This window comes from Streptomyces sp. NPDC003456 (assembly GCF_042878735.1).
In the GTDB taxonomy this organism is placed as follows: Bacteria; Actinomycetota; Actinomycetes; order Streptomycetales; family Streptomycetaceae; genus Streptomyces.
This window is the reverse complement of record NZ_JBIAOK010000004.1, coordinates 334,343-357,875: the sequence shown is the minus strand read 5'-3', so window position 1 is coordinate 357,875 and position 23,533 is coordinate 334,343. Positions and strand designations below refer to the sequence as shown.

Below are 23,533 nucleotides of genomic sequence, written 5' to 3'. Positions count from 1 at the left end.
ACCTGTGCGGCACACAGCCGGGCCCGACTTCGTTATCAGACCCCTACACGAACAGGCTCAGCACGGCCGCGACCACGAACCCGGCCACCGACAGCACGCTCTCCAGCACCGTCCACGACTTGAGCGTGTCGCGCTCGCTGATGCCGAAGTACTTGGCCACCATCCAGAATCCGCCGTCGTTGACGTGCGAGGCGAAGATGGAGCCCGCGGAGATGGCCATGATGACCAGGGCCACGAACGCCTGGGAGTGGTCGCCCTCGGACAGCAGGGGCGCCACGATGCCGGCCGTCGTCACGATCGCCACCGTCGCCGAGCCCTGGGCGACGCGCAGCACGACGGAGATCAGGTAGGACAGCACGATCACCGGCAGGCCCACGCCGTGGAAGGTGTCCGACAGGGCCTGGGCGACGCCGCTGGCCTTGAGCACGGCGCCGAAGACGCCGCCCGCGCCGACCACCAGCAGGATGTTGCCGACCGGCTTGAGGGAGGCGGTCGACACCGTCTCCAGGGACCTGCGGGACCAGCCGCGGCGGATGCCGAGCAGGTAGTAGGCGAGGAACAGGGCGATCGTCAGCGCCACGAACGGGTTGCCGAAGAACTCGACGACGGAGCGGAGCGTGGAGGGGTCCAGGGCGATCGAGGAGAAGGTGGCGGCGAGGATGAGCACCAGGGGGGTGCCGATGATGCCGAGGACCGTGGCGAGGGAGACGGGCTCCTCGCGCGGCTCCACCCCGGCGGCGCGCTGCTCGTCCACGACGGCCTGCTTGGCCTCCTGGGCGGCCTCGACCATGTCCTGCGGTACGGCGACGAAGAGGCGGCGGCCGATCCACGCGGCGTAGCCCCACGCGGCCACCACGGCGGGCAGTCCGCAGACGATGCCCATGAGGATGACCCAGCCGAGGTCGACGTGCAGCAGGCCGGCGGCGGCGACCGGGCCGGGGTGCGGCGGCAGGAAGGCGTGGGTGACCGACAGGCCCGCCAGCAGCGGCAGGCAGTACAGCAGGATCGACTTGCCCGACCGCTTGGCGGCGGCGTAGACGAGGGGTGCCAGGACGAAGATGCCGACGTCGAAGAAGACCGGGATGCCGAAGACGAGGCCGGTCAGGCCCATGGCGAGGGGGGCGCGCTTCTCGCCGAACAGGCCGAGCAGACGGCCCGCCAGCACCTCGGCGCCGCCGCTGACTTCGAGGATCGCGCCGAGCATGGTGCCCAGGCCGATGATGATGGCGACGTGGCCGAGGATGCCGCCCATGCCCGACTCGATGGTGGAGACGGCGTCCGACTTCTGCACGGTGCCGAAGAGTTCGGTGACGGACAGGCCGGCCGCGAGGCCGACGGCTATGGAGACCACCAGCAGGGCGACGAACGGCTGGAGTCTCGTGCGGATGATGAGGAAGAGCAGCAGCGCGATGCCGAGCCCGGCGGTGAGCAGGAGCCCGGCGGTGCCGTCGACGAGGAGGAGCAGTCCTCCGGTGTGCGGCGGGGCTTCGGCGGGGGCGGACGCGGCGAGCGGAAGGGACATACGGGGGTCCTCTGCGTAAAGGCATGCGGCTTCTGGGTAGGGGGGAGCGCGGCGCGGCGCATCGAAGGCGCCGCGCCTCACGGAAAAGGCGGGGTGGGGGTGGGTCAGCCGAGGACGGCCAGCGCGTCGATCTCGATCAGGAGGCCCGCGGGGAGACCGACGTAGACGGTCGTGCGCGCGGCGGGCGGCTGGGTCAGCCCCTGCTCCTCGAAGTACGCGTTGTAGATCTCGTTCATCTCGGCGAAGTGGGCCACGTCCGTCAGGTAGACGCGGATCATCATCACGTCGTCCCAGGAGGCGCCGCCCTCCTCGAGGACGGCCTTGACGTTGGCCAGGGTCTGGAGGGTCTGCTCGCGCAGGGCCGGCCCGGCGGGGGTGGGCGCCTTGCCCTCCTCGGCCGGCAGGAAGCCGACCTGGCCGGCGACCTGGAGGATGTTGCCCTTCCTCACCCCGTGGGAGAACGCGGCCGGCGGGGTGGTGTGGGTCTTCGGGGTGAGTGCGGTCTTGTCCGTCATGCGGTGGTGGTGCCCTTCACTGGTGTTCTGCCGGAGTACTCCCCGCTGATGGCGTCGGCCGTGCGGCGCACCAGCGGCAGGAGGGTGAGGAGTTCGTCGGCGGTGACGACGACGTTCGGCGCGGAGACCGACATCGCGGCGACGACCCGGCCGTCGGCGCCGCGGATGGGCGCCGCGACGCAGTTGATGGACTCCTCGTGGCCGCCGAGGTCGGTGGCCCAGCCCTGTTCGCGCACCTTCTCCAGCTCGCGCAGGAACGCGCTCGCGTCGGGGGTCGAACGGGCCGTGTAGGCGGGGTAGTCGAGCTTCTCGGCGACGGCCCGCCGCTCGTGCTCGGGCAGGTCGGCCAGCAGCAGCTTGGCGACCGCGGCGACGGTGATGGCGACCGGCTTGCCGATCCGCGAGTACATGCGCACCGGGTAGCGGCTGTCGACCTTGTCGATGTAGAGGACCTCGTTCTCCTCGTACACGGCGAGGTGCACGGTGTGCCCGCAGCTCTCGTTGAGGCGGACCAGGTGGGGGTGGGCGATCTCGCGGACGTCGAGGTTCTCCATCGCCTCCTGGGCGAGGGCGAACAGCCGGGCGCCCAGCCGGTAGCGCTGGTCGGACTGGCGGTAGACCAGGCCGTGCTCGTGCAGGGTGCGCAGCAGGCGCAGCGCCGTGGACTTGTGCACGCCGAGGCGGTCGGCGACCTGCCCCAGGTCGGCGGGGCCCTCGGCGAGCAGCGGCAGGATGCTGAGCGCGCGGTCGACGGTCTGGCTCATGACGGACGTACCTCCTCGTCGGCCCGCTGTGTCTCCTCGGTCCAGCCCGGGCCGAGTCGCAGTCTCCCCCATGCGTCGTCGTCCAGGGCGGCGAGGCGGTCGGCGTGGTCCCGGGCGGGCGGGGCGGCGAGGTCGCCGGGGGCGGTGAGCGCGGCGGCGGCCGTCAGGTGCCCGTGGCGCAGCCGGTCCCGTACGGGCAGGGCGCGCAGGGTGGCGGAGAGGAAGCCGGCGGCGAAGGCGTCCCCGGCCCCGACGGCGGCGACGACGTCGACGCGGGGGGCGGGGACCGGCGTGGCGGTGCCGTCCGCGCCGCCGGTCCCGGCGGTGTCCCTGCCGAGGGCGACGGCGCCGTCCGCGCCCAGCTTGACGACGACCAGGTCCGGCTCGGGCAGCGCCGCGCGGACGGCGGCCGGGCCGCGCAGGCCCCACGCCTGGAGGGCCTCGTCGGCGCCGACGAAGACGACGTCCGCACGGCGGGCCAGGTCGAGCAGGACGCGGGCCCCGGCCGGCTCGGCCCACAGGCCCGGCCGGTGGTTGACGTCGAAGGAGACCAGCGGGCGTTGCTCTCCGGGCTCGGTCAGTTCCCACAGCAGGTCGAGGCAGGTGCCGGACAGTGCGGCGGTGATGCCCGACAGGTGCAGGACGCGTCCGGCGCGGGCCGCCGCCAGGTCGACCGTGGCGGCGGACATGGCCGAGGCGGCCGATCCGGCCCGGTAGTAGGCGACCTCGTGGGCGTCGTCCGCGCGGTCGCCGGCGGTGCGGAAGTAGATGCCGGTCGGGCGCGCGGGGTCGCGCCGCACCGACGCGACGTCGACGCCGTAGCGGCCGATCTCCGCGAGGAGGTGGTCGCCGAAGCCGTCGGCGCCCACGGCGCTCACCCACCGCGTGGAGTGGCCCGCGGCGGCCAGTACGCAGGCGACGTTGGACTCCGCGCCGCCGATGCCGCGGTCGAAGGACGGCACGTCGGCGAGGCGGCCGGGCCGGGAGGGCAGGAACGCGACCATGGACTCGCCGAGCGCGACGACGTCGACGACGTCGGGGGCGTTGCAGGGTCCGGTGGGGGTCACGATGCTCGTAGCTCCTCGGCTGTCCGGTGGGTGGCTCGTTCATTGACCGGCGGTGGCCGAGATGTTAGACAGCGTTGAGCGATATACGCAATGACGATTGCATTCTATGCAACACCGCTGATCAGGAGGGTCCATGCCAGCCGACACCGCAGCCGAGTCCCTCGCCCGGCTGGCCGCCGAGCGCGTCGACCACCGCTTCAAGGGGCTGCCGCCGGACGCCTGCGGGCTGACCGTCGGCGAGCTGGCCGCCCAGCGCCGCAACCTCTTCACGGACGGGTTCACCACCCCCGTGCTCGCCCTGTCCGCCGAGCGGCTGGAGCACAACCTGAGGCTGATGGAGACCTACGCGGCCCGGCACGGCCTGGCCTTCGCGCCGCACGGCAAGACGTCCATGGCGCCGCAGCTGTTCCAGCGGCAGATCGAGCACGGGGCGTGGGGCATCACGCTGGCCGTGCCGCACCAGGTGCGGGTGGCGCGGGCGTTCGGCACCCGGCGCGTGTTCCTGGCCAACGAGCTGGTCGACGCGGCGGCCCTGCGCTGGATCGCCGCCGAGCTGGACGCCGACCCGGAGTTCCGGTTCGTCTGCTACGTCGACTCCGTGCGCGGCGTGGAGCTGATGGACGCCGCACTGCGGAGCGCCGGCGCCACGCGCCCCCTGGACGTCGTCGTGGAGCTGGCGGCCGGCGAGGGCGCCCGGACCGGTGTCCGCACCGAGGCGGAGTGCGCGGCGGTCGCGGACGCGGTGGCGGCCGTGCGGACCCTGCGCCTGGCCGGCGTCGCGGGCTACGAGGGCGAGGTCCCGCAGGCCGACACCGAGCGGGTGACGGCGTGGCTGCGGCGGCTGGTCGCGCTCGCCGCCGACTTCGACAGGGCCGGGCGGTTCACCGGCCTGGACGAGGTCGTGGTGAGCGCCGGCGGCAGCGCCTGGTTCGACGCGGTCGCCGACGTCTTCGCGGAGATCCCCGAACTGTCGCTCCCGGTGCTGAGGTTGCTCCGCTCGGGCGCCTACGTCTCGCACGACGACGGCCACTACCGCAAGCTCACCCCGTTCAACCGGGTCCCCGAGGAGGGCGCCCTGGAGCCGGCGTTCCGCCTGTGGGCGCAGGTGGTGTCGCGGCCCTCCGCCGAGCAGGCCTTCGCCAACGCGGGCAAGCGGGACGCCGCCCACGACCTCGACCTGCCGTTCGCCCAGGTGGTCCGCCGCGGCGGTGCCGAGCGCCCGGCCACCGGCGTCACGGTGACGGCCCTGTCGGACCAGCACGCCTGGCTCAGCACCGCTGCGGAGGCGGACCTGGAGGTCGGCGACTGGGTGGGGCTCGGCCTGTCCCATCCGTGCACCTCGTTCGACAAGTGGCAGCTGATCCCCGTCGCCGAGGCCGACGGCACGGTCGTCGACTACGTGCGCACGTTCTTCTAGGAGGCCGGGGGCGATGGAAGAGCTGGTCATCCGGGACGCCGACGTCGTCGACGGCTCCGGCGCGGACGCCTACCGCGCCGACGTCGTGGTCGACGGCGGCCGGATCGTGGGGATCGTCAAGGAGGCCGCGGCGGCCGGCTGCCAGCGGCCGAGGGCCCGCCGGGAGCTGGACGCGGAGGGGCTGGTCCTCTCCCCCGGCTTCGTCGACATGCACGCCCACAGCGACCTGGCGCTGCTGCGCGACCCCGACCACAGCGCCAAGGCCGCGCAGGGCGTCACGCTGGAGGTCATCGGCCAGGACGGCCTGTCGTACGCGCCGGTCGACGACCGCACGCTCGGCGAGGTGCGCCGGGCGATCGCCGGGTGGAACGGGCCCGGTGACGACATCGACTTCGACTGGCGCACGGTCGGCGAGTACCTCGACCGGCTGGACCGGGGCATCGCCGTCAACGCGGCCTACCTGATCCCGCAGGGCACGGTCCGGGCGCTCGCCGTCGGCTGGGAGGACCGCCCGGCCACCCCGCGGGAGCTGGACCGGATGCGGCAGCTGGTCGCCGAGGGCCTGGAGCAGGGCGCGGTCGGCATGTCGTCGGGGCTGACGTACACGCCCGGCATGTACGCCCGCGACGCCGAACTGACCGAGCTGTGCCGGGTGGTGGCGTCCTACGGCGGCTACTACTGCCCGCACCACCGCTCCTACGGCGCCGGCGCGCTGGAGGCCTACCGGGAGATGGTCGCGCTGACGAGGGAGGCGGGCTGCTCCCTCCATCTCGCCCACGCCACCATGAACTTCGGCGTGAACAAGGGCCGGGCGCCCGAGCTACTGGCCCTGCTGGACGAGGCTCTGGCGGACGGGGCGGACGTCAGCCTCGACAGCTACCCGTACACGCCCGGCTGCACCACCCTCGCGGCCGTCCTGCCGAGCTGGGCGAGCGAGGGCGGCCCGGAGGAGACCCTGCGGCGGCTGGCGGACGACGGCACCGCCGAGCGCATCCGCCACCACCTGGAGGTCACCGGCTCCGACGGCTGCCACGGCGTGCCCGTCGAGTGGGACACCATCGAGATCTCCGGTGTGGGCGATCCGGCCCTGGCCGCCTTCGTCGGCCGGACCGTCGCGGAGTCCGCGGCGCTGCGGGGCGAGGAGCCCTGGGTGACCGCGCGGGGGCTGCTGCTGGCGGACCGGCTGGCTCCGACGATCCTCCAGCACGTGGGCCACGAGGAGAACGTCCGGGAGATCATGCGCCACCGGGTGCACACCGGCGGGTCGGACGGCATCCTCCAGGGCGCCAAGCCGCACCCGCGCGCCTACGGCACCTTCCCCCACTACCTCGGCCACTACGTCCGGGAGCTGGGGGTGCTGTCGCTGGAGGAGTGCGTCGCACACCTCACCTCGCGCCCGGCGGCGCGGCTGCGCCTGCCCGACCGGGGTTTGGTCCGCGAGGGATACGTGGCCGACCTGGTGCTGTTCGACCCGGCGACGGTGGCGGCGGGCTCCACGTTCGCCGAGCCGCGCACGCCGCCGACGGGCATCCCGTACGTCCTGGTGGACGGCCGCTTCGTCATCGAGGACGGCCACCGCACGGACGTACTGGCGGGCCGGGCGGTCCGCAGGACACCACCCGCGTGACCACCCGGCCCGGAGGCTGAGGCTTCCCTGCTACGGCTTGGGCAGGGTGCAGCCGCTCGCGCTGAGGTCGAGTTTGCTGTCGATGCCGACGCAGGCGGGGATGCCGTAGGTCTGCTGGGCGTAGTTGATGCCCTGGCGGACCGTCACGTTGCCGTTCGCGTCGACCTCGCACGGGTTGTTCACCGTGCAGCGCTCACCGTCCTCGTTGCCGGTGTTGTTGATGGCGACGACCTTGTTGGTGGCCTGGTCGACGACCGGCGAGCCGGACGTGCCGCCGATGGTGTTGCAGGCGGAGGTGTAGCGGACCGAGTCCTTCCAGGTCCAGCCGCCCTCCTTCAGGGTGGGCACGAACCCGTCGATGCTGCAGCTGTAGATCCGCTTCCAGTACCCGGAGGGGATGCTGATGGCGGTGCCGGCGACCGGGTGGGCGTCGTTCAGCGTCAGCGCGTCGATGCCGTACGCGCTCTTGATGCGCCCGTAGGTGGTGGTGAGCTGGTACAGCGCGACGTCCGTGTCGGTCATCGTGCCGTAGGCGAGCTTGGCGGCGCGCAGGGTGGCGACGCGCGAGCCGGAGGCGTTGAGCAGGCTGAACGTGCGGCTGGACGACCTGTCGACGAGCACCTGCCCGGGGGCCGGGAAGCCCGACTCCAGGCAGTGGCCGTTGGTCATCACCAGCGCCGGGTCGTCGCTCTCGGAGTCCGGCATGCGCACGACCGAGCCGGAGCAGTTGCTGAGCGCGACGGTGCCGGCGAAGGAGACGGCACTGGCCGACGGCCGGGTGAGCCCGGACAGCGTCTGCCCGGCGGACTCGACCACGTCCGACACGGCGGACGTGACCGGGCCCGCGTCCGCGGCCTTGCCGACGCCCGTGGGGGCGACGTCGGCGGCGGTCGCGGGAGCCGCGCCGGCCCCGGCTATGGCCAGGGCGAGGAACGCGGCGGCGAGAGGTTTTCTCATGGGGGGTCCCCTCTTGCGACGGAGGCGGCCGGAGGAACTCCGGCCGCCCGCACTGTTGTCATGTGCATTGTCATCGTCGCGAGGGGCGGGCACAAGAACCCGATCCGCAACCGGAATCAGGCACTGTGTCCCCTGCCCTGCTCAACGGGTCTCAGCGGTCCGCTACTTGGGCCCCTTCGTACCGCCCGGGCCGCGCCCCGGCTTCCCGTCGAACCTGCCGGGGGCCGTGGAGGTGGCCGTGGGCGCGGGCTCCGCCGGGGCGCTGGTCGCGCCGCCACCGGCCGGCGAGGACGCGCCGTCCGTGGCGGTCGCCGACGGGGCCGGACTCGCCGTGCGGGACGCACTCCCGGACGCGGCGCCGGACGGCCTGCCGGACTCCTCCGGCGTACCGGCGAGCGGGGCCTGGGCGGTCGCCGCCGGGTCGGTGCCGGCGGGCGACGCCGCCGGGGAGTCCTCCGCCGTCGGAGCGGTGCGCCCGCCCCGGCCGTCGGGCGACCCGCCGGAGGACGACCCGGTCAGGGAGAACCCGGCGACCAGGGCCACCACCGACACGGCACCCACGGCCCCGGCGACGGCCACCGGGCGGCTCATGGCCCCCCGCCGGGGCTTGCGCCGGGCCCCTCGCCCGGCACCGGGACGGCCGCGGGGCGGCACGGCCGGGAGCTCCCGGGTGCTGTCCGCACCACCGAGCCCCTCGTCGGCGTACCCGCCGGCGGCAGTTCCCGCCGCGGACGAGGCGGGGTCCCCGGTGTCGTACGCGTCCTGCCATCCGTGCGCGGCCGCCGGATCCGCGTACGCCTCGTAGGCAGGGGGCGCGGCTTCCTGCGGCAGGTACACGGGCGGCGGCTCCTGCGGACCGCCGCCCTTCGCTCCATCGGCGTACTCGAACTGCTGGGGCATGGCGGCGAATTCTAGGGACTGAAGGGGCTGCTGGGACAGCTCACGGCGATATCCCACCAAAGCGCCCCGTCTCACGTGGCGGAAAACACGACCCGCCAGGCGTTACCGGGCCGTAAGCTCCCTGCATGCAGGTGATCCAGTCGACCAAGCTCGCCAACGTCTGTTACGAGATCCGGGGCCCGGTGCTCGAGGAGGCGATGCGCCTGGAAGCGGCGGGTCACAAGATCCTCAAGCTGAACACCGGCAACCCGGCCGCGTTCGGCTTCGAGTGCCCGCCGGAGATCCTGGAGGACATCCTCCGCAACGTCTCCTCGGCGCACGGGTACGGGGATGCCAAGGGCCTGCTGGCCGCACGCCGGGCCGTCGTCATGCACAACCAGACCCTCGGCATCGAGACGGACGTCGAGCACGTCTTCATCGGCAACGGCGTCTCCGAGCTGATCGTGATGGCGATGCAGGGCCTGCTGGACGACGGCGACGAGGTGCTCGTCCCGGCCCCCGACTACCCGCTGTGGACGGCGGCCGTCTCCCTGTCCGGCGGCACGGCGGTCCACTACCGCTGCGACGAGCAGTCCGACTGGATGCCGGACCTGGCCGACGTCGAGCGCAAGGTCACCGACCGCACCAAGGCCATCGTCATCATCAACCCGAACAACCCGACGGGCGCGGTCTACGACGAGGCGATGATCAAGGGCCTGACCGACATCGCCCGCCGCCACAACCTGCTGGTCTGCTCCGACGAGATCTACGACAAGATCCTCTACGACGACGCCGTGCACACCCCGACCGCCAAGGTCGCCCCCGACCTGCTGACCCTCACCTTCAACGGCATGTCGAAGGCGTACCGGGTGGCCGGCTACCGGGTCGGGTGGATGTCGATCTCGGGGCCGCGCGCGCACGCCGACTCCTACATCGAGGGCCTGACGATCCTGGCGAACATGCGCCTGTGCGCCAACATGCCGGGCCAGCACGGCGTGGTCGCCGCGCTGAGCGGCCGCCAGACGATCAACGACCTGGTCCTGCCGGGCGGGCGGCTGCGCGAGCAGCGGGACGTGGCGTACGAGCTGCTGACGCAGATCCCCGGCGTGAGCTGCGTGAAGCCGAAGGGGGCGCTGTACCTCTTCCCGCGGCTCGACCCCAAGGTCTTCAAGATCAAGGACGACCGCCGCATGGTGCTGGACCTGCTCCGGCGCGAGAAGATCATGGTCGTCCAGGGCACGGGCTTCAACTGGCCCGAGCCGGATCACTTCCGGGTGGTGACCCTGCCGAACGTCGGGGACCTGCGCGACGCGGTGGGCCGCATCGGCCACTTCCTCGACGGCTACGGCCAGCCCTGATCACCGCCGCCCCCTCGCACCGACTGCCTGCTCACCGTATGTGTGCAGGCAGTCCGGTTTTGTGAACGACTCAACTTTAGACGAAATCTAAGCTAGGATGGTTTCCTGTTGAACTCAGGAGGCCCTCCCATGTACGAACCGATCCGCACCAAGTCGGTCCACAACACGGCTGACGGCCCCAACCCGGACTTCCCCCACCGTTCCCGTGAGGAAGAGCTGGACATCCAGCTCGCCGGGCACCTCGCCGCGCTGCTCGCCGTCACGGACGAGCTGCGCGCCCGGGAGACGTCGGCCGACCTGGACGCCGCGGCGGAACGGCTCGCCGAGCAGGTGGGCCGGCTGCGCGGCGGCCGGGCCCCGGTGCGTGCCGCGCTGGGCGCGACCGGCCGCGAGCGCGGCGCCGCCGCCCTGCACCGCAAGGCCCACACGCTGGCGGGCCGCGCGCTGGTCGTCGCCGCCTCGCGCGCCGACACGGCGGCCGCGATCCTGGCCGCCGAGCGCATGGACGCCCACACGGCGGCCCTGGAGCCCCGCGCACTCGCGTCCCGCTGAGCCCCCTTCAGGGCTCCCCTCGAACGGCCCCGGTCCGCGTGCACCCGCAGCGACGCGCGGACCGGGCGCCACGAACCCCTACCGCCCGGCGGTCATACGGCAGGTGCCGACTTGAGGGACGCGACGAAGGATGTCCAGGCCGGGGCCGCGATGGTGAGGACCGGGCCGTGGGGGACCTTGGAGTCACGGACCGGGACGACGGCGGTGTGGGCGTCGCACACTTCGAGGCAGTCGCCGCCCGTTCCGTTGCTGTAAGTGCTCTTGCGCCAGCGGGCTGCACCGGGGAACGCCTCGGCCACCTCGACGCAGTCGCCGCCATCACCGTTGCTGTAGGTGCTCTTGCGCCAGACCGCTGTCTTCAAGTCATGTGCGCTGTTCGCCATTTCCGCCATCCTCAGCCGCTTGCTCGATCAGGGCGAGGGACGCCTCCGGGGGCAGTGCGGCGGCCCTCAGCCGATCGTATGCCTTGCGGTACTGCTTCACGAGAGCCGGATCGTCGAGGGTGTCCCCGCTGTACTGCGACTCCAGATAGACCAGCGGTGGAGCGTCCGTGAAGGCCATGACCTTCGCCATGCCCATCATGAGCGGATGCGCCCCGCAGTTCCACGGAAGGATCTGGGGAACGATCCGGCGGCATCGAGCGAGTTCAGCGATGCGCTCCCACTGTTCGGCGCTCCGCTCCGGCGGCAGGATCGGCTGTCGCAGCAACGACTCGGGGAGAATCACCCAGTACTCCGGGGTCTTGTGGTCGTCCTCGAACAACCGGGCTCGTGCCAGCCTCGCAGTCACCTTCTCGTCCACCTCCTCGTCCGGAGCCAGAGGGTGGGCAGAGCGAGTGACCGCCCGCGCATACGCCTCCGTCTGCAACAACCCCGGGATCAGCGTCGGGCACCACTCCTCGATGGTCTCCGCGTGCTGCTCCGCTTCCAGTACCCGCTCGAAGTAGCTCGCGTGCCCCCGCCGCTTCGCCCGCCGCACGTCCTCGCAGCGCCGCCTGAAGAAGCCGTCCGTGCCGAGCACCCGGTCCACGTGCTCGGCGAGTTCCGCCGGCATCCGGCGGGTGCCGCGCTCGATCTCGCTGAGGTGGCTCGGGCCGTAGAAGCTGCCTTCGACGAGTTGCTGGAGGGTCAGGCCCGCCTCCTCCCGCTTCCAGCGCAACTCACTGCCGTAGAAGGTCGGGACGCCCGTCGAACCGTCGATGTCCTTGCGCTGACCCATCGTTCACCGTCCTTGGTGTGCCGTTACCGCGCGCTACCTCACCCGGCACCGCGTCCGCGCAGATCAGGCGCGGGATGCCGAAGGGCTGTCACGGTACGGCGGCCGGCGCCACAGTGTGAGGAGTTCGTCACTCAGCGCACTGGAAGGTGTGAACCCCATGCACAGCCCCGCCGAAGCCGACGCCTGCGTCGAGGAGTTGCAAGGAGCCCTCGCCGCGCACGGCATCACGCTGCCGTCCCTCGGCCTCGACCTCCCGGCCTTCGCCTCCCGTTGCCCCACCCGGCCGCTGATCGCGCTCGGCAACTGCAATCTCCTCACCGCCGAGGCCCTGGCCGCCGCCCTGCGCAAGGGCGCGGCGTGATGCGGCCGGTGGTGACGCTCGAACTGCTCGCGACCCCCGCCGAGGTGTCCGGCGTGCGGCGGGCCCTGCGGTCGCACGGCATCGATGTGCAGCTCTGCGCGAGCGAGCTCGTCACGAACGTCGTCCGGCACGTCGGGGAGGGCGTCCCCGTGACGGTACGGGTGTGGCAGGAGGGCGGGCGGGTCCGCCTCGGGGTCACCGATCCCGACCCGCGGGCCCTGCCCGTCCTGGCCGGAGCAGCCGGGAGTGAGGACGAGTCGGGCCGCGGGCTCGCGCTGCTCGACGCGCTGGCCGTGCGGTGGGGCGTGGAGCAGGAGGCCGGTGGCAAGACGGTGTGGTGCGAGCTGCTCGCCTGTGTGCCGGGAACGCCCGAGCGCCCCGGTCGACGCGGTGCGTCGGCCGGAGCGCTCGGTCATCCATCGGCACGTTCGTGAGCCCGCGGGGCGGGCCGCGCCGAAGCGGGCGGGAGTGTGCCGGTCGCCGCCGGGTTCCGTCGGGGCGGACGGAGGGCGGTGACGGGCCCGGTGTCCCGCACGCCGTTGTGCGGGCCCCGCCAGTCGGTCCCGCGGCCGGCCGTGACGATGTTGCTGGTCAGGGCACTGTCGGTTCCAGCCGGCCGCGGAGTTCGGGGTGGGTTCAGCCCAGGCGCTCCACCAGGGCGCGGTGCTGGTCCCACAGCTCCTTCGGGGTGTGGTCGCCGAAGGTGTTGAGGTGCTCGGGGACCAGGGCGGCCTCCTCGCGCCAGACCTCCTTGTCGACCGTGAGCAGGAAGTCCAGGTCGGACTCGGCCAGTTCCAGGCCGTCGGTGTCGAGGGCCTCCTTGGTCGGCAGGATGCCGATGGGGGTCTCGACACCCTCGGCCTTGCCGTCCAGGCGCTCCACGATCCACTTCAGGACGCGGCTGTTCTCGCCGAAGCCGGGCCAGACGAACTTGCCCTCGTCGTCCTTGCGGAACCAGTTGACGTAGTAGATCTTCGGCAGCTTGGACTGGTCCTTGTCCTTGGCCACGTCGATCCAGTGGGCCATGTAGTCGCCCATGTTGTAGCCGCAGAACGGCAGCATGGCGAAGGGGTCGCGGCGCAGCTCGCCGACCTTGCCCTCGGCGGCGGCGGTCTTCTCGGAGGCCACGTTGGCGCCCAGGAAGACGCCGTGGTTCCAGTCGAAGGACTCCGTCACCAGCGGCACGGCGGTGGCGCGGCGGCCGCCGAAGAGGATCGCCGAGATCGGCACGCCCTTGGGGTCCTCCCACTCGGGCGCGATGATCGGGCACTGCGAGGCCGGGACGGTGAACCGGGCGTTGGGGTGCGCGGCCGGGACGCCCGACTCGGGCGTCCAGTCGTTGCCCTTCCAGTCCGTGAGGTGGGCCGGGGCCTCCTCCGTCATGCCCTCCCACCACACGTCGTTGTCGTCGGTGAGGGCGACGTTGGTGAAGACGGCGTTGCCCCACAGCGTCTTCATCGCGTTGGCGTTGGTGTGCTCGCCGGTGCCGGGGGCGACGCCGAAGAAGCCGGCCTCGGGGTTGATGGCGTAGAGGCGGCCGTCCTCGCCGAAGCGCATCCAGGCGATGTCGTCGCCGATGGTCTCCACCGTCCAGCCGGGGACGGTCGGCTCCAGCATGGCGAGGTTGGTCTTGCCGCAGGCGCTCGGGAAGGCGGCGGCGACGTACTTGGCCTCGCCGCGCGGCGGGGTGAGCTTCAGCACGAGCATGTGCTCGGCCAGCCAGCCCTCGTCACGGGCCATGACGGAGGCGATGCGCAGGGCGTAGCACTTCTTGCCGAGCAGGGCGTTGCCGCCGTAGCCCGAGCCGTAGGACCAGATCTCGCGGTCCTCGGGGAAGTGCGAGATGTACTTGGTCTGGTTGCACGGCCACGGCACGTCCTCCTGGCCGGGCTCCAGCGGGGCGCCCAGGGTGTGCACGGCCTTGACGAAGAAGCCGTCGGAGCCGAGCTCGTCCAGCACGGCCTGGCCCATGCGCGTCATGGTGCGCATCGAGACGGCCACGTACGCCGAGTCCGTGATCTCGACGCCGAGCGCGGACAGCGGCGAGCCGAGCGGGCCCATGCAGAAGGGCACGACGTACAGGGTGCGGCCGCGCATCGAGCCGCGGAACAGGCCGCCCTCGCCCTCGGAGCCCTGGAAGATCTCCCGCATCTCGGCGGGGGCCTTCCAGTGGTTGGTCGGGCCCGCGTCCTCTTCCTTCTCGGAGCAGATGAAGGTCCGGTCCTCGACGCGGGCGACGTCGGTCGGGTCGGAGGCGGCGTAGTAGGAGTGGGGGCGCTTGATCGGGTCGAGTTTCCGGAAGGTGCCCTTCTCGACGAGCTCTTCGCACAGTCGCTCGTACTCGGCCTCGGATCCGTCACACCAGACCACGTTGTCCGGCTGCGTCAGTTCGGCGATCTCGTTGACCCACGAGATCAGTCCCTGATGGGTGGTGGGGACGGTGGGAGCCGCGATGTCGCGCGCCACGATTGCTCCTAGATGAGGGATTTGTGTCGTTGTGGAGGCCCCGTGGGGGCTGCGACCCGGATGCTTGTCGATGACTTGGCGCTCATCCGGTGCCGACCGCACTCATTTGATCATCCGACGTGAGCGCCCATCTGTCCAGAGGAGTGCACAGGTGAGCAACGTGAGGATCGCCACGGTTTCTCGCGCCCTCTTTGCGTGCACGTTGCGTTCACCTGACCGTCCGTTTGCGTGACCATCGGGCAGGACGGGGTGGAACCGACCACGTGCGACCAGGAAGGGACCCGGTTGATGGGCCACTTACGGTTCCGTAGCTACCATTCCGTCATGACTGCGTTCGCCCCCGACGCGCCCACGGACACGCCGGACGACGGCAGCGGTCCGCAGGCGCTCCACCTGCCGCACCCGGTGAAGCCCAAGCTCCGCGGCTGGCTGCACCTGGGCATGTTCCCGGCCGCCCTCGTCGCGGGCCTCGTCCTGACCGCGCTCGCCGACTCGACCAGAGGACGGGTCGCCTGCGGGATCTACGCGCTGACGGCGTGCCTGCTGTTCGGTGTCAGCGCGCTGTACCACCGGGGCGACTGGAGCCCCCGGATGGACGGCATCCTGCGCAGGCTGGACCACGCCAACATCTTCCTGATCATCGCGGGCACCTACACGCCCCTGACCCTGCTGCTCCTGCCCGACGCCAAGGGCCAGTGGCTGCTGTGGGGCATCTGGGCCGCGGCCGCGGCCGGCATCGTCTTCCGCGTCTTCTGGGTCGGCGCCCCGCGCTGGCTGTACACGCCGTGCTACATCGCCATGGGCTGGGCGGCCGTCTTCTACCTGCCGGACTTCATGCGCACCGGCGGCATCGCCGTCCTCGTGCTGATCGTCATCGGCGGCCTGCTCTACAGCGCGGGCGGTGTCGTCTACGGCATCAAGCGGCCCAACCCGTCCCCGCGCTGGTTCGGCTTCCACGAGGTGTTCCACTCCTTCACCCTCGCGGCGTTCATCGCGCACTACGTGGGCATCTCCCTGGTCGCCTACCAGCACGGGTAGCCCTCCCGGCAGGGGCCACGGGAGCCGCCGGCTCACCGGCCGCGCTGCGGGCGTCCCGGAGCGCGGCCGGACCCGGCGGAAATACCCCGGACCGGCACCCGTCCCCGTGACATCCTGACCGGGTGAACGGTCCCGAGATCCTCGTCGCATTCGCCCCCGAGCTGCACGTCTTCGTCCCCCGCGCCCGCCGGGACGGCGCCGTGCGGACCGCCACCGACGGCGTCTCCAGCCTCGGCCACGTCGTCGAGTCGCTGGGCGTGCCGCTGACCGAGGTGGGCGTCCTGCTGGCCGACGGCCGCGAGGTGCCGGTCTCGCACGTTCCGGTCGCCGGGGAGTCGGTCGCGGTACGGGCCGTCACCCGGCCGCAGCAGGTGCCGGGGGCTCCCCTGCGCTTCCTCCTCGACGTCCACCTGGGCACGCTGGCCCGCCGGCTGCGGCTGCTCGGCGTGGACACGGCCTACGAGTCGACCGACATCGGCGACCCCGCGCTGGCCGCCCGGTCCGCCGCCGAGCAGCGGGTCATGCTGAGCCGTGACCGGGGGCTGCTGCGCAGGCGCGAACTGTGGGCCGGGGCGTTCGTGTACAGCACCCGGCCCGAGGAGCAGCTCGACGACGTCCTGGACCGGTTCCGTCCCGAGCTGCGCCCGTGGACGCGCTGCACCGCCTGCAACGGGCTGCTGCGCAAGGCGACCAAGGAGGAGGTCGCCGACCGGCTCGAACACGGCACGCAGGCGACCTACGACGTGTTCGCGCAGTGCGGTGCGTGCGGCCGGGCCTACTGGAAGGGTGCGCACCACGAGCAGTTGGAGGCCATCGTCGACCGGGCGACGGCAAGCTTCGGCCCGAGCGCGGTGGACGGCTGAACGCGGCGGACGACCGAGCGCCGTGGACATCTGGGCGCCGCGGACGACTGAGCGCGGTGGACATCTGGGCGCCGCGGACGACTGAGCGCGGTAGACGGCTGAGCGCCGCGGACAGCCGAGCGCCGCGGACAGCTGAGCGCCGCGGACGACCGAGCGCCGCGGACGGTCGAGCACGGTGGACGACCGAGCGCGGTAGACGACCGAGCGCCGTGGACATCGGGGCACCGTGGGCGGCGGCTGAGCGCCGTGGGGACCGCGCGGCCGTCGGATCCGGCCGTGCGGTCCCCCGCACCCCTGGGAGGGGCGTGCCGCGCCTAGCGCCGGGCCAGGTCGCCCCTGCCGCAGGCGATGCCGTCCCTGTTCCTGTCCAGGCCCAGGGGATCGTCCTTGCCGTTGACCTTCAGGCGGCCGTAGTCGTTCGCCTTGAGCCACGCGCAGCGGGCCGCCGTCGTCTGCTTCACCTCCGCCGGGAAGTCGGTCGGCACGCAGACGTTGATCGAGCCGTAGTGCCGGTCGCAGCCGGAGATCGTCGGGCTGACCTTCTGCGAGGTGCGCTTCTTGCCCGGGCCCGTCACCTTGCCCTTGGGCGCGTCCGCGAAGTCGTGCACGTGGGCCGAGGCGTCCGTCGCCTTGAGGGCCTGCGGGCCCTGGAGGTGCACCCACTTCGCCACCGACGGCACCCCGTTCGCGTCGACCGCGAAGAGCATGTACCAGCCGGGCGGGGCCAGGTTGGGGTTGCTCGTCACGTTGAGGTCGACGTTGTCGCCGTCGACCGACAGCGGCAGGTCCACGAACCGCTGGTTCGGGTCGGAGGAGTGCGTCACGGCGGCCGGGCGGATCAGCTGCGCCTTGGCGACGGGCCGGTCCACGGTGATGCGCTGGGTGTCGCCGTAGGTCCACTCGGTGTCGATGACCGAGGTGATCCGCGGACGCGGGCCCTTGAACAGGTAGGGCGGGCTGTAGACCGACACGTCGTGGTTCCAGGAGCCGTTGCCCGGGTTGTCGCCGGTGGTCATCACGCGGCCGTCGGGCAGCAGGAACGCCGAGGAGTGGTAGCCGCGGGCCTCGGGGTCGACGGCCACCGGGTCGAACGTCTCCGACGCCGGGTCGAAGATCGACGTCTCGTAGACCGGGTTGGCGCGGTTGTGCAGGGCGCCGCCCGTCTCCAGCACCTTGCCGTCGGGCAGGAGCACGGCGGAGACGTACATCTTGCCCTGGTTCCCGGTCTGCGGGACGGGTCCGTTGCCCAGGTCCACCGTGCCCTGCGGGATCGGCGGCCCGGCCGTGTACGAGGGGTTCGGCTGCTTCAGGTCGATGATGTCGGTCAGGCGGTTGGCCTGCGGGTTGGAGTCGATGTTGCCGCCGCCGAGGGTGAGGACCTTCTGGTCCTGCGCCGGAGGCAGCAGCACGCTGGCCGACTGGTCGCGCTCGTCCTTGTTCCGCAGGCCCGGCACCTGCGTGATCGTGTTGGCGCCGTAGTCGTAGATCGCCGAGCCGGTGCCGGGGATGTTGTTGCCGAAGACGTGGCTGCCCGAGTAGAAGAGGCGGCCGTCCTGCATGAGGATCATCGACGGGTACAGGCCCCAGTACGACCAGGTCTGGTTGACCTTCCACAGCGGCTGCCACTGCTGCTCGGCCTCGGAGAACAGCTCGGCGGCGACCGAGCCGGTGGAGTCCTCGCGCAGGCCGCCGAAGGAGATGACGTCGCCGTTGCCGAGGATCGTGGCCGACGGGTACCAGTGGCCGTCGTTCATGTCGTTGGTCCTGCTGTACGTCTCGGTCTCCGGGTCGAAGACGTACGAGTCCTTGTAGCCCTGGTAGCCGATCCGGCCGTCCGCCGTCGGGTAGCCCTTGTTGCCGGACATCACCAGCACGCGGCCGTCCTGGAGCTGGACGTGCCCGGCGCAGAACATGTCCTTCGGCGTGGGGACGATCTTGTAGGAGCCGTTCGCCGGGTCGTAGACCGCCGAGGTGAAGGTGCCGGCCTCGAACATCGACTCGTCGTTGCCGGAGCCCGCGATCAGCAGCACCTTGCCGTTGTGCAGGACCACCGAGTGCATCGAGCGGACCGGGTTCTGCGTGGGCAGCACGTCCCACTTGCCGTTCGCGCACTGCTCGGCCGTGCCCGTGCACTGCGGCGGCAGCACCGGGTCGGGGACCTGGTCCATCGTGTAGTCGTCGGTGGTGGCCGAGCCGGTGCCGTAGACCGAGACGCCCCAGGAGATGCGGTCGGTGCCCGCTGGGACCTCCGGGGTGCGGACCGTGGCCTCGGTCCAGGAGCCCGCCAGGTCCAGGGTCTTGAGGTCGGTCCAGTACTGCCAGCCGGCCGTGGTGTCGTGCCGGAACAGCGTGATCGCCGCGTCCGGCGTGGTCGTCTTGTACCAGAGGCCGAGGTCGTACTGCTTGCCCGGCGTGACCACCGGCGCGCAGGCGGCGGACTCGGTGATCAGGGCCTTGCGGTCGCCGTCGACGCGGCGCGTCAGCGCGACCTTCATGGCCTTGGAGCCGGTGTGCGCGTCGGCGGTGGTGGTGAAGGTGAAGTCGTTGTCGCCCCAGCCGGACTTCTCCCAGCAGTAGGGCATGTCACCGCTCCCGGCGGTCTCGAAGCCGGGGTTCTTGATCAGGTTGGCGGCGGAGGCGGACTGGGGTGCGGTCAGCAGCAGGCCCGAGGTGAGGCCCGCCACGGACAGCAGTGCGGTCAGGGTGCGTCGGAGGTTCACGCGGCTCTCCTTGCGGTGCGGCCGTCACGCGCGGGCTTCTCACGCCCCCGGCGCGGCAGGTAGACCAGCGCTTCGGTCGCCGCGAAGCGCAGGACGAACGTCGTCACCAGCGCGAGCGCGGTGGCGGACAGCACGCCCAGGTGCAGCTGGTGCACGAACAGGGCGATCAGCGGGATGCGCAGCACCAGGTCGGCGTTGGCGAGCAGCGCGAACCGCCCGGCCCGGTCCCACCAGCGCCGGTGCCGGCGCCGCTCGCGGAACAGCAGGTGCTCGATGAGCACGAAGTTCCAGGCGACCCCCAGCTGGTTGGCGAGGATCTCCGCCGGCACGTAGTGCATGCCCAGCGCGGTCAGCCCCCACAGCCCCAGCAGGTTCGGCAGGAAGCCGGTCAGCCCGATCAGGCCGAAGCCCACCATCCGCGCCACCGGCGAGGCGGCGCGCAGCCCGGCCAGATGGCGCAGGAAGCGCATCCCCTCCTGCGCGGTCGACTTCGACTCCCCCGCGAACCGGTCCTGGAAGACGAACGGCACCTCGGTGACCGTGCGGGGCCGGCTGCGGACGGCGAGCTCCAGCAGGATCTTGTAGCCGAGCGGCTGCAGGATGTCGGCGGTGACCGCGCTGCGGCGAATCGCGAAGAACCCGCTCATCGGGTCGCTGATGCCGTGCAGCCGCCGCGGGAAGAGCGCCTTGGTCAGCCAGGTCGCCCCGCGCGAGACGGCGATGCGGTAGCTGCCCGCGAGCCCGGCCCGGCTGCCGCCCTTGATGTAGCGGGAGGCCACGACCAGTCCCGCGTTGGCCCGTTCGCCGGTGGCGACCAGGTCGGGCACGAGGGACGGCGGGTGCTGGCAGTCGCCGTCCATGACGACGATCCAGTCGGACGTGGCCGCCTTCAGCCCTTCGACGACCGCGCCCCCGAGCCCGCCGGCCGGCTCCTCGCGGTGCAGCACCGTCACCGGGAACGGGCAGTCCTGCGCCGCCTGTTCGATGACCGCGGGCGTGTCGTCGGTGGAGTCGTCGACGAACACCACCTCGCAGGGCAGCCGGGCCGGCACCGACTCGGTGATCAGGCGCAGCAACTGCCGGACGTTCGCCGACTCGTTGAAGGTCGGTACGACGATGGTGACCGCGCCCGGTTCCGGGACCTCGGCCGTCTCGACGACCTCGCGCGGGGCGGTGTACTCCTGGCTCATCGGGCGCCTCCGGCGGACGTGTGGATGCGGCGGATCTCGATGCGGTCCTCGCCGGTGCCGAAGGTGGCGACCGGTTCCGAGTGCTCCATGGCGGCCTTGACGTTGGGCAGGTCGGCCGCGTCCCGCCGCACGGTCGGCGAGGCGACGACGTAGTCCAGGTCCTTCCAGCCGCGCGGCATCGTCTTCGTCACCGCGGGGTCGAGGTCGGCCTTGTAGAACCAGATGACGCCGAGCCCGGGCCGGTAGCCCTGGTGCACCAGGTCCAGCCAGAGGGCGTCGTCGACCAGGACGCGGGTGCGTTCCGGGTTCTCGACCTCCGTGGCGAGCCACGCGGAGGCGGCCTTGTAGGGGGCGTTGGCGTCGGTGGTGACGGCCGTGTGCGCGCCGTCGTACCAGCGGGGCACGACGTAGGCACCGGCGGCCAGGGCGAGGACGGCGGCGAGCGCGTACCGGCCCACGCTGACGGAGCGTTTCTCCGCCTCGGAGCGGCGGCGCCTGAGCACCGCGTGGGCGACGGAGGCGGTGCCGCCGGCCAGCACCAGGGCGAGGAACGGCAGGGCCTGGATGACGTACATCGCGGGCAGGTAGCCGTTGGGGCGCAGGGCGAGCGCGGCGAAGATCGCGACGGCCAGGGCCGGTCCGGCCAGGGCGCGGGCGGTGACCGACCAGCGCCAGGTGACCAGGAGCAGCAGGGCGCCCGCGAGACCGCCGAGGGGCAGGATCTTGTCGTAGTACAGCCACGACTGGAGCACGCCCCAGGAGCCGGAGCCCTGGTCGAGGATGAACCCCGAACCGGGTCTGGTCATCTGGTACTTGACGCCGTCCCAGAGGGAGACGTGCCCGGCGCCCGGCAGCAGCTCGCCCTTGAGCAGGGCGAACAGCGGGTAGGAGAAGCCGATCAGGGCGCAGGCCGTCACCGCGCCGGTGAGCGCGAACTTCCGGGTGTCGCGGTGGCTGTGCCGCCACATGGTGAGGAACAGGGCCGGCAGGACGACGAGCATCGTCTCCTTGGTGAGGACGGCCGTGGCCGCCGCGATGCCCGCGCCGAAGTGGTGCCACAGGTGGCGGCTCGGGGAGGCGGCCAGGGTGAACGCCAGCAGCGTCCACATCACCGCCAGGTTGTCCAGGAAGATCTCCCGCTGGAGCACCACCGACAGCGGTGACAGGCCGAACAGCGCCATCCCCAGCCCGGCCGCCCAGCGGGGCAGGGCCAGCCGGCGGCCCAGCACGTAGACCAGGACCGCGCTGATGCCGCTGATCACCAGCATCACGGCGCGCATGGTGCCCACCGTCATCGACTCGGGGCTGATCAGCGCGGGGATCCAGGTCAGCACGGCGATCTGGATCCAGCCCAGCGGCGGGTGGTCGTACCAGTAGGTGTAGTGGGCCAGGCCGTTGCCCTGCTGCACCGACCAGGCCTGGGCGAGGTAGGTGCCCTCGTCGTCGCTGAGGGCGGGGTAGTCGGCGATGTTCCAGCCCTGCACGACGAGGATCGCCAGGAGCAGGACACCGCACAGGAGCAGGTCGGGCCGTGAGGAGCGCAGCCGGCTCGGCGGTTGGGGACGGCGGTGCATGGTGGTGCCGGGCACGGGCCGGCGCTGCGCGGGGACCTTCGCAGTGGCCGCCGCGGGAAGGGTGGAGGTCACGCGGGAACGTCCTCTCGGGTGGCGTCCTGCCGGGTCACGGCCGTCTCGTCGAGGTGCGCCCCGACATGGCTGGTCAGCTCCCAGTCGTTGCGGCCGCGCTGCTCGCGCCAGACCGCGCGCAGGGCCGCACCGGCGAGGAGGACCTGGTAGAAGGGGCCGCCCAGGACCAGCTTCAGGTAGTGCACGAACCGCACGCGCAGCCCGTACTGCTTGCCGAAGTCGTGCAGGCCGACGATCTCGAAGACGAAGGTCACCAGGGCGGTGACGGCCGGCAGGAAGGTGATGAAGGCGATGCCGACGGGCACGTCGAGGAAGAGCGCGATCGCCACGTTGAGCGGGATGATCAGGCCCGTGAAGGCCTGCATGAACGGCGTCATCAGGGTGTAGCGGGCCAGCAGGCGCTGCCCGAGGGTGGGCAGCTGCTTCCAGTCCTTCTTCCGGTAGACCTGGAGGAAGCCCTGGTTCCAGCGGGTGCGCTGCTTCAGCAGCGACATCAGCGAGCCCGGGGTCTCCTCGCGGGTCACCATGTCGGAGTCGTAGGCGACGACGACCTTCTTGCCGACGCTGGACAGGCGCACCCCCAGGTCGCAGTCCTCGGCGAGGCAGTCCGGGTCCCAGCCGTCCGCCTGCCGCAGCACGTCGGTGCGGACGAAGACGGTGTTGCCGCCAAGCGGAATGAAACCTTTCTGCGCGTGCAGATGAAGCCGCGAGCGGAACCAGAAGAAGTACTCCAGGCAGTTGCGCAGGCTGTACCAGCTGGAGTGGAAGTTGATCAGCTGCACCCCGCCCTGCACCACGTCGGCGCCCGTGGTGCGGAAGGCGTGGTCGACGTGCGCGAGGAGCTCGGGATGGACCTGGTCCTCCGCGTCGAAGACGCCGACGACGTCACCGCGGCAGTGCGGCAGCGCCGTGTTCATGGCCTTCGGCTTGTTCTTCTTCTCGTGGGTGTCGACGACGACTCGGACCCGTGGGTCACGCGCCGCGGCCCGCTCGGCCACCGCGGTGGTCTCCGGGTCGTCGTGCCCGACGATCACGATGATCTCGAAGTCGGTGTGGCTCGACTCCAGCAGCCGCTGGATCGTGTGGTCCAGCACGGCCTGTTCGTGCCGCGCGGGCAGCAGCAGCGAGAACGAGACGTGCTCGTCCCCGTCCGGACTGCTGAACCGCGTCGAGGCGAGCACTTCCGGCGTACGCCAGGCGTGCATCTGCCACCACAGGGTGAAGGCCGCCATCCAGAACAGAGCCAGAGACACGGCAGCGATGAAGACAGACGTCAGCAAGCAGATCCCCCCAGATCCCAGAGCCCCCGTCGTGACGGTGTGCCGATGCGGCCCTCTCCCGTCACGTCACCGTGCAGAGATTAGGGGGGAACT

Annotated in this window: 21 protein-coding genes; 8 read left to right on the top strand and 13 right to left on the bottom strand. The window is 71.8% G+C overall.

The features are described from left to right. Positions 1-43 precede the first annotated feature (43 nt). From ACFYWG_RS17795 to ACFYWG_RS17780, 4 genes are all read right to left on the bottom strand, one after another. On the bottom strand, positions 44-1,522 hold the full coding sequence (locus ACFYWG_RS17795) for a GntP family permease (RefSeq protein ID WP_383504659.1): 1,479 nt from the start codon (positions 1,520-1,522) through the stop codon (positions 44-46). Positions 1,523-1,626: 104 nt separating this feature from the next. Further along, complete coding sequence (locus ACFYWG_RS17790; protein ID WP_376328981.1) at positions 1,627-2,037, bottom strand: RidA family protein; 411 nt, start codon at positions 2,035-2,037, stop codon at positions 1,627-1,629. Beyond that, positions 2,034-2,801 (bottom strand): IclR family transcriptional regulator, encoded by a 768-nt coding sequence (locus ACFYWG_RS17785; protein WP_376328978.1) that lies wholly within the window; start codon positions 2,799-2,801, stop codon positions 2,034-2,036. Before ACFYWG_RS17785 ends, ACFYWG_RS17790 begins: the two co-directional genes overlap by 4 nt. Then, entirely contained in the window at positions 2,798-3,868 is a 1,071-nt protein-coding gene (locus ACFYWG_RS17780; protein WP_384320514.1) for a sugar kinase, read from the bottom strand. The genes ACFYWG_RS17785 and ACFYWG_RS17780 overlap by 4 nt, the downstream gene beginning before the upstream one ends. Positions 3,869-4,001: 133 nt before the next feature. Here ACFYWG_RS17780 and ACFYWG_RS17775 point away from each other — a divergent pair, with 133 nt between their 5' ends. Both ACFYWG_RS17775 and ACFYWG_RS17770 read left to right on the top strand, forming a co-directional pair. Further along, positions 4,002-5,285, top strand: a complete 1,284-nt coding sequence (locus ACFYWG_RS17775; RefSeq protein WP_389202111.1) for an amino acid deaminase — start codon at positions 4,002-4,004, stop codon at positions 5,283-5,285. Between the two features lie 13 nt (positions 5,286-5,298). Then, entirely contained in the window at positions 5,299-6,912 is a 1,614-nt protein-coding gene (locus tag ACFYWG_RS17770) for an amidohydrolase family protein (protein WP_389202109.1), read from the top strand. Positions 6,913-6,942: 30 nt separating this feature from the next. Here ACFYWG_RS17770 and ACFYWG_RS17765 read toward each other — a convergent pair whose 3' ends face one another. Both ACFYWG_RS17765 and ACFYWG_RS17760 read right to left on the bottom strand, forming a co-directional pair. Then, positions 6,943-7,869 carry a trypsin-like peptidase domain-containing protein gene (locus ACFYWG_RS17765; protein WP_383505062.1) on the bottom strand — a complete coding sequence of 309 codons (927 nt, stop codon included), beginning with the start codon at positions 7,867-7,869 and terminating at the stop codon, positions 6,943-6,945. 162 nt (positions 7,870-8,031) lie between these two features. After that, on the bottom strand, positions 8,032-8,769 hold the full coding sequence (locus ACFYWG_RS17760; protein ID WP_385419970.1) for a hypothetical protein: 738 nt from the start codon (positions 8,767-8,769) through the stop codon (positions 8,032-8,034). Positions 8,770-8,894: 125 nt separating this feature from the next. Here ACFYWG_RS17760 and ACFYWG_RS17755 point away from each other — a divergent pair, with 125 nt between their 5' ends. Both ACFYWG_RS17755 and ACFYWG_RS17750 read left to right on the top strand, forming a co-directional pair. After that, positions 8,895-10,106 (top strand): pyridoxal phosphate-dependent aminotransferase, encoded by a 1,212-nt coding sequence (locus ACFYWG_RS17755; protein ID WP_376328959.1) that lies wholly within the window; start codon positions 8,895-8,897, stop codon positions 10,104-10,106. 129 nt (positions 10,107-10,235) lie between these two features. Next, positions 10,236-10,658 carry a hypothetical protein gene (locus ACFYWG_RS17750; RefSeq protein ID WP_389202105.1) on the top strand — a complete coding sequence of 141 codons (423 nt, stop codon included), beginning with the start codon at positions 10,236-10,238 and terminating at the stop codon, positions 10,656-10,658. A 92-nt stretch (positions 10,659-10,750) separates the two neighbouring features. Here the strand turns inward: ACFYWG_RS17750 and ACFYWG_RS17745 are convergent, their stop codons facing one another. Then, a complete protein-coding gene (locus tag ACFYWG_RS17745; protein ID WP_389202103.1) occupies positions 10,751-11,041 on the bottom strand; it encodes a DUF397 domain-containing protein in 291 nt (96 codons plus the stop codon). Next, positions 11,022-11,876 (bottom strand): helix-turn-helix transcriptional regulator, encoded by an 855-nt coding sequence (locus ACFYWG_RS17740; RefSeq protein ID WP_389202101.1) that lies wholly within the window; start codon positions 11,874-11,876, stop codon positions 11,022-11,024. The genes ACFYWG_RS17745 and ACFYWG_RS17740 overlap by 20 nt, the downstream gene beginning before the upstream one ends. 157 nt (positions 11,877-12,033) lie before the next feature. Here ACFYWG_RS17740 and ACFYWG_RS17735 point away from each other — a divergent pair, with 157 nt between their 5' ends. Next, on the top strand, positions 12,034-12,237 hold the full coding sequence (locus tag ACFYWG_RS17735) for a hypothetical protein (RefSeq protein WP_389202099.1): 204 nt from the start codon (positions 12,034-12,036) through the stop codon (positions 12,235-12,237). After that, entirely contained in the window at positions 12,237-12,671 is a 435-nt protein-coding gene (locus ACFYWG_RS17730) for an ATP-binding protein (RefSeq protein WP_383505118.1), read from the top strand. The genes ACFYWG_RS17735 and ACFYWG_RS17730 overlap by 1 nt, the downstream gene beginning before the upstream one ends. A gap of 202 nt (positions 12,672-12,873) precedes the next feature. Here ACFYWG_RS17730 and ACFYWG_RS17725 read toward each other — a convergent pair whose 3' ends face one another. Beyond that, positions 12,874-14,703 carry a phosphoenolpyruvate carboxykinase (GTP) gene (locus ACFYWG_RS17725; RefSeq protein ID WP_376328946.1) on the bottom strand — a complete coding sequence of 610 codons (1,830 nt, stop codon included), beginning with the start codon at positions 14,701-14,703 and terminating at the stop codon, positions 12,874-12,876. 324 nt (positions 14,704-15,027) lie between these two features. On the opposite strand from ACFYWG_RS17725, the gene ACFYWG_RS17720 reads away from it, so the two are divergent. Both ACFYWG_RS17720 and ACFYWG_RS17715 read left to right on the top strand, forming a co-directional pair. Then, on the top strand, positions 15,028-15,741 hold the full coding sequence (locus ACFYWG_RS17720; RefSeq protein WP_385419978.1) for a hemolysin III family protein: 714 nt from the start codon (positions 15,028-15,030) through the stop codon (positions 15,739-15,741). Positions 15,742-15,863: 122 nt separating this feature from the next. Beyond that, complete coding sequence (locus tag ACFYWG_RS17715) at positions 15,864-16,604, top strand: Mut7-C RNAse domain-containing protein (protein WP_376328940.1); 741 nt, start codon at positions 15,864-15,866, stop codon at positions 16,602-16,604. A gap of 314 nt (positions 16,605-16,918) precedes the next feature. Here ACFYWG_RS17715 and ACFYWG_RS17710 read toward each other — a convergent pair whose 3' ends face one another. Genes ACFYWG_RS17710 through ACFYWG_RS17695 form a run of 4 tightly spaced genes read right to left on the bottom strand, consistent with a single transcriptional unit; the run spans position 16,919 to position 23,440 of the window. Beyond that, positions 16,919-19,324 carry a galactose oxidase-like domain-containing protein gene (locus tag ACFYWG_RS17710; RefSeq protein WP_383505104.1) on the bottom strand — a complete coding sequence of 802 codons (2,406 nt, stop codon included), beginning with the start codon at positions 19,322-19,324 and terminating at the stop codon, positions 16,919-16,921. Next, positions 19,321-20,514 carry a glycosyltransferase gene (locus ACFYWG_RS17705; RefSeq protein ID WP_376328935.1) on the bottom strand — a complete coding sequence of 398 codons (1,194 nt, stop codon included), beginning with the start codon at positions 20,512-20,514 and terminating at the stop codon, positions 19,321-19,323. Before ACFYWG_RS17705 ends, ACFYWG_RS17710 begins: the two co-directional genes overlap by 4 nt. Further along, complete coding sequence (locus ACFYWG_RS17700) at positions 20,511-22,160, bottom strand: ArnT family glycosyltransferase (RefSeq protein ID WP_389202095.1); 1,650 nt, start codon at positions 22,158-22,160, stop codon at positions 20,511-20,513. The genes ACFYWG_RS17705 and ACFYWG_RS17700 overlap by 4 nt, the downstream gene beginning before the upstream one ends. Then, the gene (locus ACFYWG_RS17695) at positions 22,157-23,440 is read right to left on the bottom strand and encodes a glycosyltransferase (RefSeq protein ID WP_376328930.1); all 1,284 of its coding nucleotides are present in this window, start codon (positions 23,438-23,440) and stop codon (positions 22,157-22,159) included. Before ACFYWG_RS17695 ends, ACFYWG_RS17700 begins: the two co-directional genes overlap by 4 nt. Between the last annotated feature and the right edge of the window lie 93 nt (positions 23,441-23,533).

Excerpts from the sequence above, each read along its gene's own strand:
- ACFYWG_RS17795 (WP_383504659.1), bottom strand. The coding sequence starts at position 1,522 with ATGTCCCTTCCGCTCGCCGCGTCCGCCCCCGCCGAAGCCCCGCCGCAC.
- ACFYWG_RS17790 (WP_376328981.1), bottom strand. The coding sequence starts at position 2,037 with ATGACGGACAAGACCGCACTCACCCCGAAGACCCACACCACCCCGCCG.
- ACFYWG_RS17785 (WP_376328978.1), bottom strand. The coding sequence starts at position 2,801 with ATGAGCCAGACCGTCGACCGCGCGCTCAGCATCCTGCCGCTGCTCGCC.
- ACFYWG_RS17775 (WP_389202111.1), top strand. The coding sequence starts at position 4,002 with ATGCCAGCCGACACCGCAGCCGAGTCCCTCGCCCGGCTGGCCGCCGAG.
- ACFYWG_RS17770 (WP_389202109.1), top strand. The coding sequence starts at position 5,299 with ATGGAAGAGCTGGTCATCCGGGACGCCGACGTCGTCGACGGCTCCGGC.
- ACFYWG_RS17765 (WP_383505062.1), bottom strand. The coding sequence starts at position 7,869 with ATGAGAAAACCTCTCGCCGCCGCGTTCCTCGCCCTGGCCATAGCCGGG.
- ACFYWG_RS17760 (WP_385419970.1), bottom strand. The coding sequence starts at position 8,769 with ATGCCCCAGCAGTTCGAGTACGCCGATGGAGCGAAGGGCGGCGGTCCG.
- ACFYWG_RS17755 (WP_376328959.1), top strand. The coding sequence starts at position 8,895 with ATGCAGGTGATCCAGTCGACCAAGCTCGCCAACGTCTGTTACGAGATC.
- ACFYWG_RS17750 (WP_389202105.1), top strand. The coding sequence starts at position 10,236 with ATGTACGAACCGATCCGCACCAAGTCGGTCCACAACACGGCTGACGGC.
- ACFYWG_RS17745 (WP_389202103.1), bottom strand. The coding sequence starts at position 11,041 with ATGGCGAACAGCGCACATGACTTGAAGACAGCGGTCTGGCGCAAGAGC.
- ACFYWG_RS17740 (WP_389202101.1), bottom strand. The coding sequence starts at position 11,876 with ATGGGTCAGCGCAAGGACATCGACGGTTCGACGGGCGTCCCGACCTTC.
- ACFYWG_RS17735 (WP_389202099.1), top strand. The coding sequence starts at position 12,034 with ATGCACAGCCCCGCCGAAGCCGACGCCTGCGTCGAGGAGTTGCAAGGA.
- ACFYWG_RS17730 (WP_383505118.1), top strand. The coding sequence starts at position 12,237 with ATGCGGCCGGTGGTGACGCTCGAACTGCTCGCGACCCCCGCCGAGGTG.
- ACFYWG_RS17720 (WP_385419978.1), top strand. The coding sequence starts at position 15,028 with ATGACTGCGTTCGCCCCCGACGCGCCCACGGACACGCCGGACGACGGC.
- ACFYWG_RS17705 (WP_376328935.1), bottom strand. The coding sequence starts at position 20,514 with ATGAGCCAGGAGTACACCGCCCCGCGCGAGGTCGTCGAGACGGCCGAG.